The organism is Methanobrevibacter sp., assembly GCA_022775905.1.
Taxonomy (GTDB): Archaea; Methanobacteriota; Methanobacteria; order Methanobacteriales; family Methanobacteriaceae; genus Methanocatella.
On the sequence record JALFJX010000015.1, the window covers coordinates 21,755 to 34,494 of the forward strand.

The window sequence follows — 12,740 nt, forward strand, 5'->3', positions numbered from 1 at the left end:
ACTATTCTACTTTTTTTAATATTCCATCTGCTAAACTATCAGCAGCTTTGAAACATTTTTTACCATACATTTCAGCATTTTCTTTTAGGGAATCATAATTTTCAAACGCTTCTTGTATGCTTTTACATACATCAGTGACTTCAGATTCAATAATAGCTCCCTTGAATACACCAGCCATATTCTGATATCTTCCCCATTTTACGCGTGTAAGAGCAATAATTGGCTTTTCACAAATCATAGCTTCCTCAAGAGAAACACCATCATCTGTTAAAACAGCCAGATCAGCAAATTTGAATAAATCTTTAACCCAATCAATGAAACCAACATAAACCACTTTTTCTTCATCAATTAAATCATAATATTCTTCTTTTAAAGGACGGCCAATTAAAACAAGATTATATTTATCAGTTGCTCCAGCTACTAAACTCATAGCATCAATCATTCCTTTAAAGATTGAAGAACCTGAAGAAAATATAATTGTCTTTTTGTTTTCATCAAAATTAGGATACTCTTTTAATTTTTGAAGAGCAATATCTTCATCTCCTTCACCAATATCATCAGTCAGCGGATAAAATGATCTTTCCATATTTTTAGGAAGAGTATCTAATCTAAATTTATCCAATTCAGGCAATACATAACAAGAATTAAATTTAGGACATACCTTTGAATCCAAAGGTGTTGAAATTAAAGAAATGCAAGGTTTTCCAGCGAATTTAGCACCTAAAGAACCTACAATTGCACCCCCGCCCAAGACACCAACTACAAAATCAGCATTTGATTTCCTAATAGCAGACCTTGCTTTGAAAGTTGCGGTTAATAGTTTTAAAGCACCTTTTATTGCAGACAGTTTGGTTGCTGCATGACCTCCCGCATGAGGTATTGAAATTTTACGTACAGTAAAACCATTTTTTTCAAAAAGATCGCCGGAAGCAGTTTCATTTAAACCAATTTCACACTCCACCCCCCTTTTTCTAAGGGCTTCCATTGTGTTGATTGCGACAACTGCATCACCACCTAAACCTCTTCCTGTAACCGTAAAAAATGCTTTCATACCATTACACCTCCTTTCCTAATTTTGGTATTTTTTTAGAAGTATATTTTCTTGAATGAGTTGCATAAGGATTGAACAGCAATCTTCTAAATCCTAATGAAATCAATAAAGGATTAGTAATGACATATTTTTTATCTTTAAGAAGCAATCTTCTAAATAAGTCACCTAATCCTCCACCAGATAATACATCCATGAAATAATCACCAAAAGTTGGATTTACTATATTTAAGTTCTGTCTAAAGAAAACTCTTAAGGTATTTCTTCTGACAAATGCAATTAAAGCAACAGTTATGAATCCAAGTAGAATAACTGACCATAATCCTCCAACTAAATAAAAAGCTAAACCAAGTGCCACTCCGAATGTATGGTTTCCAACTTCACCCAACATGATTTTTCCGGAGAAATCAAGTGGAGAGTAAGCTGCACATACAACGAATATTAATAATGGAGTATAAACAGCAGGTAACTCACTTACCATTGGAGAACCTACAATCAACATGAGAACCATTGTAATAACAGACATAATCATTGTGACAATACAAGTACTTCCAGGCTGCATATCTGAAATATTGAGCGGTTGAACCATTAAAGCAATGAGTATTGCTGAAATCCAGTATCCTTCAATAATACCTGCAACCATCACCAATATAATTCCAATTCCTCTTGAAAGTTGACCCCATTCAATACCGAGTGGAACACATTTTTTTCTTCCTAAAATATCATCAATCAATGCAAATATACCGATAATCAAAATCATTGAGTTACACTTGGGCAACATAAAAAAGGACAATACAATAAATGGAACTACACCAATAGCACGAGGAATACCTCCCCTTACATTTGGATATAGATTACCTAGATATCCCATTTTTCCTAAAAATCTAAAAATAATATCCAACACTGCAGTACTTACTGCAGTTATGATAAAAACAATAATTAATGCAATAATAATCGATGAATAAAACATGTTATCACTTGTATATAATTATTCTTAATTGTTCATATTATATAAATTTGTACATAAACATTAAACAATTTCGTATCTTAAAATGGCTGCCATGCCCCCAAGACTCTCCAATTGTTTTCCGCCTTCATGTTCACTACTAACAACCATCACTTCACCTTTCATGTTTTCAACCATGTCCATCAATTCACCCATATTTTCACTAGCTACCTTAGTGTCCAAAATCAAAAGTTCACTAACTGCACCAAGATTAATTGCATTTTTGGTTTGTTTTATACCATATGCAATTTTAGATGAATTCTTACCTATTTCAGCGAGCAATCTGTTAATAGCACCCATTTCCTGAGCAACCCTATTTTCTGAAGTTAATTTTTCAACAGTACCTTTCTTTAAAACTTCACAAATACCGTTGCGACCTCCAGATCCAGTAGATTCAATGACAGACATTTTTGCTAAATCCTTATATTTGTCTTTAATATAATCATAGAAATCGTTTTTAACAAAACCAGGTCCAGCAATAACTATATTCTGGATTGAATCGAATTTTTGTATTGATTCAATTACTTTGTCATAAAATTGAACAATATTCTTCTGTCTGTTTTTATCAATAATCCTCTTACCAGACACATGACCTTTAATAGGACCATAATATTCAATTCCAAACTGTCTCATCAAACCTATGGTTGCTGTGTCATCTTCAAGTACGATGATTATAGCAGATAATTTTTTAGATGCATCAATAGCCTGATTAAGTCTTTTTATTGCCCATTTTGGCCATTTCTGTTTTTTGATAGTTATTGGAGTATTAAGTTTAACTTCCAAAGTATGGTGTGATCCAAGAGGAATTAAATCTTCAGGACCTCTTGTGATTGTACCAGTCAATCTTAATTTTCCTGTGAATAAATGAAAAGTGATGTTTTCAATATCTAAACCCAAATAGAATGTTTTTTTAACTCCCCTATCACTTCTTAATTTATCTCCAGTATTATCCTGAATACGTCTTGTTGTTTTAGAGGATGCATTATCTCCTTCAACTATTATATGAGATAGATGCCATAAATCATCCAAGGTTTCTGGAACTATTTCAATAATTCCTTCTTTTGTATCTTGTTTTATAATTTTCATGTTTTCACAATAATTTTTCTACTTAATAATTTATATATACTTACTAATTTAAAAATTATAAATGATTAAAATGAATGTTGGAATTATTGGAGGTAGTGACGGTTTAGGTAAGACCATCGTCTACTACTTGAGAGATGAATTTGATGTATATATAACTGGAAGAGATCATAAAAAAGGTAAAAGCGTTGCAGATAGCTTAAATGTAAACTATATTGAATCAAATACTGATTTGGCAAATATTAGTGACATATTGATTATTTCAGTTCCAATTCACCACACATCCAACGTGATACGTGAAGTGGCACCATTTATGAAACCAGGTTCATTAATGATGGATGTAACTTCAGTTAAGGAAGAACCTTCAAAGACCATGGAAGAAGTATTGCCAGACCATGTAGAATATATTCCAACACATCCTATCTTTGGTCCAAGAACAACAGAGTTGGACAATCAGGTAATTGTTTTGACTGCCACCAAAAAAGGTGAATGGTACGATAAAGTCTACAATTACTTCAATGACCAACATATGAGAATAATTGAAACTACTGCTCAAAAACATGATTATATGATGAGTATTGTGCAAGTACTAACTCATTTTTCATTTATTTCAACAGCATCAGCAATTGAAAAATTAAAAGTGGACATTTCTGAAACTGAAGATTACGAAAGCCCAATTTACAATCTCATGATTGATATGATTGCCCGTATTGTTGCACAAAATCCTTACTTAACATATTATATCCAATCCATGAACAACAACGGCCCTAAAATTAGAAATACTTTTGCAGATGCAGTTATTGAGTTAAGAGATGTAATAAATAACAAGGATGATGAAAAATTTGTGGAAATTGCAATTAAAGCTACCAAACACATGGGAGATATTAAAAATGCATTGGGTAGAAGTGATAAAGCAATAAACGGTCTTAATCATGAATTCACATTATTAAATAAATCAATAGGCAGCGAAGTTGGATTAAGGCATATTTACTCAGGAAAAATTCATGTTGGAATTTTGGAAAAAATAGAAAATAAGACCGCTATCCTAAGAAAGAGAAACAACATTAAAAGATTGCGTGTAGCAAACATTGAAGTTTTAAGTGAAAAAGAGCTTTATGATTGGAAAATCATTAATTTTGACAATAAGGTAGAATCAATCAGTTGTGTCTTCTCAAAGAATGTCAACATTGAAATAATTGAAAACACTGTTAAAAATATTGCCAACATAATTGATATTACATTAACTGACAAATATAATGGACCTCAAATCAGTGATGATTCCATCAGCTTGACTTTTGAAGTTGTTGCATTATCCAAAGAAGATATTGAAAAAGTTAAAGAATTATTCACTGGATTTGGCGGAGTCATCAGATAACTGTTTTAATTCATACGAACATACATTAAAGTGTCAAAAAGTAATTAAACTTTAAATTTAATTATAACACTTTAAAAATTACTTTTTTTGATAAAATAAAATTTTAAATTTAATATAATTTAAATTACCAAATAATTTAAGTTATTATAAAAAATAACCTTATTTAAAAACTAATTTTAAAAATTTTTGAACCGAAACCTTTATATAGTAAATCATACACAAGTATATCTGTCAATAAAGTTACAAAAAGTAACAAAAAGATTGACATGAATTAATGATTACTAAATTACAGCCATAAAGGAGATGATTATCATGGCAGAAAATGAAATTACTCTAAAAGTTGCAGAAGCAATTTCACAAAAAGATGTTGGTCAAGGAGTAGCAAGACTTGATCCAAATGTTATGGATGACTTAAACATCCATGAAAGAGATTTAATCGAAATTGTTGGCGAAAAAAGAACTGCAGCAATCGCACTTCCTTCACAAACCGACATTGGACTTGGAGTCATAAGAATTGATGGATTAGTACGTAAAAACTCAGGTGCAACTATAGGTGGAGAAGTTCAAGTTAAAAAAATCAAAGCAGTAGAAGCTAAAAAAGTTGTTTTAGCTCCAATTGAAAATAACATCCGTGTACAAGGTGATGTACGTGGTTTATTTGCTGGAAAAGTAATGGTACAAGGAGACATAATTGGATCTCAAATCAGAGCACCAAAACCAAGTATGAGCATGGGTTTTGGTAGCTTGTTTGACGAACTAATGGATTTCACACCAGCAATGAGAGAAATTAAATTTGCTGTTGTATCAACCAATCCAAAAGATATCGTAATTGTTGGTCCAAATACTGAAGTCCAACTCCATGAAAGTCCAGTTGATGTAAGTAAAATTGAAGGTGTAGGAAACCTTGTTGATGTAAGTTACGAAGACATTGGTGGTCTTAAAGAAGAAGTCAAAAAAGTAAGAGAAATGATTGAAATTCCTCTTAAAAGACCAGAACTCTTTGAAAAGTTAGGTATTGCACCTCCAAAAGGAGTATTAATGCATGGTCCTCCAGGTACTGGTAAAACATTACTAGCTAAAGCAGTAGCTAGTGAAAGTGATGCTCATTTCATTGCAATAAATGGGCCTGAAATCATGAGTAAATATGTTGGTGGATCTGAAGAGAACTTAAGAGAATACTTCGAAGAAGCAGAAGAAAATTCTCCTTCAATCATATTTATCGATGAACTTGATGCAATTGCACCAAAAAGAGAAGAAACTAATGGAGAAGTTGAAAGAAGAACCGTTGCTCAACTTCTTACATTAATGGATGGTCTTAAATCCCGTGGCCAAGTAGTAGTAATTGGTGCAACCAACAGACCAGATTCTCTTGACCCTGCACTCAGAAGGCCGGGAAGATTTGATCGTGAAATAGAAATCGGAGTACCGGATTCTGAAGAAAGAAAAGAAGTACTTGAAATACACACAAGAAACATGCCTCTCTCAGAGGATGTTGACCTCGATAAAATCGCAAATACAACCCATGGATTTGTAGGAGCAGACCTCGAATCATTATGTAAAGAAGCAGCAATGAGGGTTGTTAGAAGAATATTGCCTGAAATCCAAAATGATGAAGAAATTCCAAAAGAAGTGATGGAAAAAATCGTTGTTACCGGCGATGACTTTAAAAATGCGCAAAAAGAAATCCAACCTTCTGCTTTAAGAGAAGTTCTTGTACAAATCCCAGATATCAAATGGGATGATATAGGTGGTCTTGAAGACGTAAAACAAGAACTTAAAGAAGCTGTAGAATGGCCATTAAAACACCCAGAAACTTTCCAACGCTTAGGAATCAGACCTCCGAAAGGAACCTTGCTTTACGGAATTCCAGGAACTGGTAAAACATTACTTGCAAAAGCAGTAGCAAGTGAAAGTGAAGCAAACTTCATTTCAGTGAAAGGTCCAGAACTCCTATCCAAATGGGTTGGAGAATCTGAAAAAGGAGTTAGGGAAGTATTCAGAAAAGCTAAACAGGCAGCACCAACTGTAATCTTCTTTGATGAGATTGATGCAATAGCCAGCACACGTAGTGGAAATGATACTGACAGTGGAGTAACTAAAAGAGTTGTAAACCAATTATTAACTGAAATGGATGGTTTAGAAGAACTTGAAGATGTTGCAATTATTGCAGCAACCAACAGACCAGACATTTTGGATGCTGGACTTATGAGGCCTGGAAGATTTGATAGACATATTCAAGTCGGAGAACCAGATGAAGAAACCAGGCTTGCAATCTTTAAAGTACACACTAAAGATATGCCACTTGCGAAAGACGTTGATCTTAAAAAACTCGCTAAAAATACTGAAGGATATGTTGGAGCAGACATTGAATCAGTATGCAGAGAAGCAGCAATGCTTACATTAAGAAAAGACCTCGATGCCAAAGAAATCCCATATAAATACTTTAAAGAAGCAATTGATAAAGTAAAACCTGGACATAACTCTAATGAAGAACAGTTAGTCCAATATATGTAGGAAGAAAATATTAATTTCTTCCTTTCATATTAACCTCCATATAAACACTGACCATTAGGGAGGGATGCAAAAATCTCTCCCACAACCTCCAAATAATATTTATACCATTTTCTACCGTTTTTCCAGGGAGGATATGGAATCCTCCCACAACCTCTATACTGACATATTATTTTTTAAAGTCAAAACAAAGTTTAAAATAAGTTTAATTTTTATTTCCGGTTAGGCAATGTAAAATCAGGAGCAACAATTCTTTGATGAAACATCTGAGGTTTATATTCAATGAATGGGAATCTAATTCCACTTACACCATACTTAGGATTATAACCGAATAAATTAATATAATCCTTCAAATCATCACGTTCATTTTTCATAGCCAATGCCACACGATATAATGCTTTTGTATCATCAATAGCTCTGTGAAAATTAACTTTTTCTATATCATAATATTCTACAGCATCAATAAGTCTGTGAGGGTATTTTTTTCTATCTTTTAAAACTGACACAGTATCTAACCAATTTAAATTAGAAACAATTTCATTAGCATCATCAGGAAAATGACGTGCCAATAATGAATAAACAAATAACAGATCGAATTGACAATTATGAGCAACCATCAATGTGCCTTCAGTAAGTCTTTCTCTTAAATCCATAGCCACTTTTTCTTCATTAATCCCCTCATTTCTTATCATATCATTTGTAATCCCAGTTAATTTGGATATTTTTGGTGAAATTGGCCTCCCAATATCAATAAATTCATCATAACTATCAGTTTTAGTACCATCTTCAACAGTTAACATTGCAAGCTCTATAATACTATCAGATCTGAAATCAAGACCCGTTGTTTCAGTATCAAAAAATATAACTTTTATAGTAAACACAACCTAAATAAATATAATTTAATTAATTCTATATATTCGAACCTATATAATTAATTATGATTAGTCAACAAGAGGGATAAACTTGACTCAAAAAAGTGAAGCACAAAAAGGCAACATTACACCAGAAATGGAAATTGTTGCAAAACAAGAAAATATAGATGTAAATAAATTAGCTAAATTAATAGACTTAGGAAAAGTCGTAATTCCAAAAAACATTAACGGACATTCAAAACCATGCGGTATTGGTGAAGGTCTTAAAACCAAAATTAACGCAAATATCGGTTCATCATCCCAGATTGATGATATAGAACTTGAAATTAACAAAGCAAAATTGGCACAGGAATATGGTGCTGATGCATTGATGGACTTATCCACCGGTTCTGATTTGAAACTATTTAGAAAGAAAATCATGGATGCTGTAGATATTTGTATTGGAACCGTACCGATTTATGAAGCAGGTGTTGTAACACTTGGCAAAAACAAAGAAATAATTGATATGGACCCTGACGATATATTTAAAGCAATAGAAAATCAGGCAAAGGAAGGAGTGGACTTTATGACACTCCACTGTGGAATCACTAAAGATTTAGTTCAAAAGTTAAAAGCTGCAAACAGAATGATGGGAATCGTAAGTCGTGGAGGAACATTCATGGCTTCCTGGATTAACCATAACGATATGGAAAACCCATTATACGAAAATTACGATTATCTTTTAGAATTATCCTATGAATATGACATTACATTATCATTAGGTGATGGGTTAAGACCAGGATGTTTAGCTGATGCAAGTGATATCCCTCAAATTCAAGAACTTGTGAACTTAGGCGGACTCGTTAAAAGAGCCCAAGACGCGAATGTTCAGGTAATGGTAGAAGGTCCCGGACACATGCCATTAAACCAGATTAAAGCAAATATGGAAATCCAAAAGACAATTTGTCATGGAGCACCATTCTACGTGCTTGGACCTCTTGTAACTGACCTTGCACCAGGTTACGACCACATCACTGGAGCAATCGGAGGAGCAATAGCTGCATCTTCAGGTGCTAACTTCCTATGTTACGTAACTCCAGCAGAACACTTATCATTACCTTCACTGGAAGATGTAAAAGAAGGAGTTATCGCATCAAAGATTGCAGCTGAAGCAGCAGATGTTGCAAAAGGACTTGAATCTGCATGGACCCGTGAACATGCAATGGCACAGGCCAGAAAAGAATTTGACTGGGAAAAACAATTCAGCCTTGCATTGGATCATTCAAAACCTAGAACATACCGTGAAAAATGTGAACTCGACGATGACGAAATGTGTGCAATGTGTGGAGAATATTGTGCAGTTAAAATAGCTAAAGGCGATTTCTAATGAAATATCAAGAATTAGTAGATGTTTACTCAGCTCTTGAGGCAACAACAAAAAGACTAGAAAAGACAGAAATCATTTCTGAATTCCTAAAAAAGTTAGATACTGAAACTACTGAAAAAGTAGGACTCTTAATCTTAGGAGTCGTATTTCCAGCATGGAGTTCTGAAGAAATCGGAATTGGTGGAAAATTAGTTGAAAGAGCTGTTGCAGAAGCTGTTGGAACCACACAAGCAGCAGTTGAAGATGCAATTCGTGACGAAGGAGATATCGGTCTTGCATGCATCAAATTATATGCTAAAAAGTCCCAAATGACATTCTTCTCACAACCTTTAACAATAGATTTTGTATTCAATAGCCTACGTAAACTATCCCAAATAAGCGGATCTAGATCTACTAATCGTAAAATCGCAGTTATTTTAGAATTATTGAGCCAAGCAAGTGCAACTGAAGCTAAATACTTAACCCGTACAATTACAGAAGAATTGAGAATTGGCGTAGGAGACGGAGTTGTTAGAGATGCAATTGCACAGGCATTTGACATTGACAAAAAAGTTGTTGAAAGAGCACAAATGCTTACAAATGACTTTTCTGTTGTTGCAAGAACCGCAAAAGAAGAAGGCAGTGCAGGTTTGGAAAAACTTAATCTAACTCCAGGAACACCTGTTAAACCAATGCTTGCACAGCTTGCACCTCCACTCGATGAAATTATTCCCGAAATGGGAATGGCAATTTGCGACACAAAATACGACGGTATCAGATTGCAGGTTCACAGAAATGGAGATGAAATTAAAATATTCACACGCAGACTTGAAAACATTACCCATGCACTTCCAGAAATAGTTGAATTGTTTGATGAACATTTGCCTCATGACAACTATATTGTAGAAGGAGAAGTTATTGCTACAAGAGATGGAAAACCACTCCCATTCCAAAACATTCTCCATCGTGTTAGAAGAAAGCACAATGTTGAAGAAGCAATGGAAAATGTTCCTCTAAAAGTATATCTATTTGATGTGATGTTCTATCAAGTTCCAATGATTGATGAACCTCTAAAAAACAGAAGGACATTATTGGAATCCATCGTTGACACTTCAGTTGATGAAATGAATTTAAGTACAATGAAAATAGGAACTGCAGAAAACATTTCTGAAATTCAGGAACTGTTTGAAACATCAATCAATGATGGACATGAAGGAATCATGATTAAGGATGCTTCAGCACCATATATGCCTGGTCTTAGAGGTAAAAAAATGCTTAAATACAAAGCAGAACCTGAAACTCTCGATATGGTCATCATTGGAGGAACTTATGGAATCGGTAAAAGAGGAGATTTCGTTGGATCTTATCTAGTTGCACTTAGAGATGAAAACAATGAATTTAAAAGTGTAGCTTATGCAGCAACAGGCCTTGATGATGCAACATTAGAATATTTAACTGGAAAAATGAAAGAACTTGAGCTTTCAACCAAAGGCCGTGAAATAATTGTTGAGCCAAAAATAGTTTTAGAAATTGCATTTTCCGAAATCGTTGAATCTCCAGAATATGAAACAGGATACTCATTGAGATTCCCAGTTGTTAAAAATATAAGAAAAGATAAAAGTCCTATGGATGCAGACACCGTTGAAAGATTAATTTCCATGTACAATACTGGAAATTAATTTTCTAATTCATTGCATAATTAACATCATTACTTGATAACAATTATTTTATTGAAAACTATGAATATTTTTTATATCCTTTGAGATGTTTGAATAAGTTCATCAGAAATATTCAGTGAAAATAAAATAATCACCCATTCCTTAACTAAAACAAGGAAAATAAACCTAATTAATCTATAACATTCACTGAATATAATCTTTTAAAAAATTAAATTATAATAACTTTTAAATTAGTTATACCCAAAATTATAATATAAATACAATAATAATGGAAGTAAAACAATGGAAAAGAAAAAAATTGTTATAATTGGGATTCTCATGTAATTATTTGTATATTAATAGGTGCAATTTTTGTAACAATTACTAATTCAGTTAAGAATTGAAATAGTTCCAAATGGAACAAGTATAGAAATGCCAACAAACCAAGCACAATATATTGGAGATGCTGAAGGTGTTAAATTTTGGAATTGGTCTAATGGAGCATTAATTACATACAATAGTCAAGAAGGTAGTAATGCTAATGAATTAAGTGGAGCATTAGGTTTTTATGCAATTAAAGAACTTATTAAAACTGGAAATTCGGAAAAAATTGACGGATACACAGTATATAAATTAGATGGAAGTGAATTATCAGATAGTGTTAAAACAAATGAAAATGGTGAATTTTATTGCATACATTTAGTAAACGACACAACTCATGACAATATTGTAATTTGTTGTAAAGATAAAAACATTGCAATACATATGGCAAAATCTATTCAATATAAAACTGGAAATTCCATATCTCATGATAATAATGCAGTTAATTCATCTACTAATTCTCCATCAAAAACATTCCCAGTATATGCTGATGATGGTACTTTAATTGGATATTTTGCTCCAGGAAGCATTGTTCATCCTTCTCCAAATGATGATTCATATATTGTTAATTCTGATGGTAGTTTATCATTATATTCAAGAGGAAATGATTATTATGATAATAGTGCCGATGATTAGATGAAGATACAGACACCAGTTCAAATTCTGATAGTGATAATGGTGGCGGTGATTCCCCAGATTCATCCTTAGAAACAGTCACTGATTCAACATCAGATTTTGATTAAATCAATATCACCATTAAACCATCACTTTTTATTTAAATCAACACATTTACTTATTGATATTTCTAATTAAAATATAATATATTGAAACATATACTCAATTCTAATATTAAAAAAATCAATGAAAATCAGCCATTACTATATTTTTTTTCAATTCTTCTTTTTCATTTGTGATTTTTTCTTCCAAGGTATAATATATTATAGTGAGGTTTAACACATGACCATAAGGAAACTTGTCGGAACACTGGAAAACAAAGGTCCATACATTGACCAGACAACAGGACACTGGTTCTACTGGAACGGCACCAAATACGTTGACAGCGGTTATCCTTATGTAGTTAAGCCCATTATAGAATTTAAAATCGAAAATGGAATTTTATACTATTCAATAACCTGGGAGGCACAATGAGATACATCAAATACTTTGAAACGTTGGAAGAGTACGAATCCTGGATGAACATTGAAGAAAATGCCGAAGAAGTATATAGAAGCGAAGAAAAGATTTGTGTTGACGGTATAATCCTTAGCCATACCTGCGAGGAGGTGACAGCAGATGATATCTGAATGGTTAGAAAAAAACAGAAAGGACATTGACATACTGACTTCATTTCTGGTTACTGTCATTCCAATAGTCATGCTGTACTCAGAGTCTTTAGGCATTGGTGAAAATACTGTTATCTACTGCATCCTAATGATAGTTTTGGGAATAGCCAGCCATTAT

The 12,740-nt window shown here is 33.1% G+C and carries 11 protein-coding genes; 7 read left to right on the top strand and 4 right to left on the bottom strand.

What is annotated here, in order from left to right:
* Position 1: 1 nt before the first annotated feature.
* Genes MR875_05255 through MR875_05265 form a run of 3 tightly spaced genes read right to left on the bottom strand, consistent with a single transcriptional unit; the run spans position 2 to position 3,140 of the window.
* Positions 2–1,051: a glycosyltransferase gene (locus MR875_05255; protein ID MCI6994246.1), complete on the bottom strand. Its 1,050-nt coding sequence runs from the start codon at positions 1,049–1,051 to the stop codon at positions 2–4.
* A gap of 4 nt (positions 1,052–1,055) precedes the next feature.
* Positions 1,056–2,018, bottom strand: a complete 963-nt coding sequence (locus tag MR875_05260; GenBank protein ID MCI6994247.1) for a cell wall biosynthesis protein — start codon at positions 2,016–2,018, stop codon at positions 1,056–1,058.
* A gap of 60 nt (positions 2,019–2,078) precedes the next feature.
* Complete coding sequence (locus MR875_05265; GenBank protein ID MCI6994248.1) at positions 2,079–3,140, bottom strand: mRNA surveillance protein pelota; 1,062 nt, start codon at positions 3,138–3,140, stop codon at positions 2,079–2,081.
* Positions 3,141–3,201: 61 nt separating this feature from the next.
* Between MR875_05265 and MR875_05270 the strand changes: the two genes are divergently transcribed.
* Both MR875_05270 and MR875_05275 read left to right on the top strand, forming a co-directional pair.
* Complete coding sequence (locus tag MR875_05270) at positions 3,202–4,512, top strand: prephenate dehydrogenase (GenBank protein MCI6994249.1); 1,311 nt, start codon at positions 3,202–3,204, stop codon at positions 4,510–4,512.
* A 312-nt stretch (positions 4,513–4,824) separates the two neighbouring features.
* Positions 4,825–7,026 carry a CDC48 family AAA ATPase gene (locus MR875_05275; protein ID MCI6994250.1) on the top strand — a complete coding sequence of 734 codons (2,202 nt, stop codon included), beginning with the start codon at positions 4,825–4,827 and terminating at the stop codon, positions 7,024–7,026.
* Positions 7,027–7,235: 209 nt separating this feature from the next.
* Here the strand turns inward: MR875_05275 and MR875_05280 are convergent, their stop codons facing one another.
* Positions 7,236–7,904, bottom strand: a complete 669-nt coding sequence (locus MR875_05280) for a 3'-5' exonuclease (GenBank protein ID MCI6994251.1) — start codon at positions 7,902–7,904, stop codon at positions 7,236–7,238.
* Between the two features lie 82 nt (positions 7,905–7,986).
* On the opposite strand from MR875_05280, the gene thiC reads away from it, so the two are divergent.
* From thiC to MR875_05305, 5 genes are all read left to right on the top strand, one after another.
* A complete protein-coding gene (gene thiC / locus MR875_05285; GenBank protein MCI6994252.1) occupies positions 7,987–9,261 on the top strand; it encodes a phosphomethylpyrimidine synthase in 1,275 nt (424 codons plus the stop codon).
* Positions 9,261–10,919: an ATP-dependent DNA ligase gene (locus MR875_05290; GenBank protein MCI6994253.1), complete on the top strand. Its 1,659-nt coding sequence runs from the start codon at positions 9,261–9,263 to the stop codon at positions 10,917–10,919. The genes thiC and MR875_05290 overlap by 1 nt, the downstream gene beginning before the upstream one ends.
* Positions 10,920–11,330: 411 nt before the next feature.
* On the top strand, positions 11,331–11,915 hold the full coding sequence (locus tag MR875_05295; protein ID MCI6994254.1) for a hypothetical protein: 585 nt from the start codon (positions 11,331–11,333) through the stop codon (positions 11,913–11,915).
* 321 nt (positions 11,916–12,236) lie between these two features.
* A complete protein-coding gene (locus MR875_05300) occupies positions 12,237–12,428 on the top strand; it encodes a hypothetical protein (GenBank protein ID MCI6994255.1) in 192 nt (63 codons plus the stop codon).
* Positions 12,425–12,583: a hypothetical protein gene (locus MR875_05305; protein ID MCI6994256.1), complete on the top strand. Its 159-nt coding sequence runs from the start codon at positions 12,425–12,427 to the stop codon at positions 12,581–12,583. The genes MR875_05300 and MR875_05305 overlap by 4 nt, the downstream gene beginning before the upstream one ends.
* The last annotated feature ends 157 nt before the right edge of the window (positions 12,584–12,740 follow it).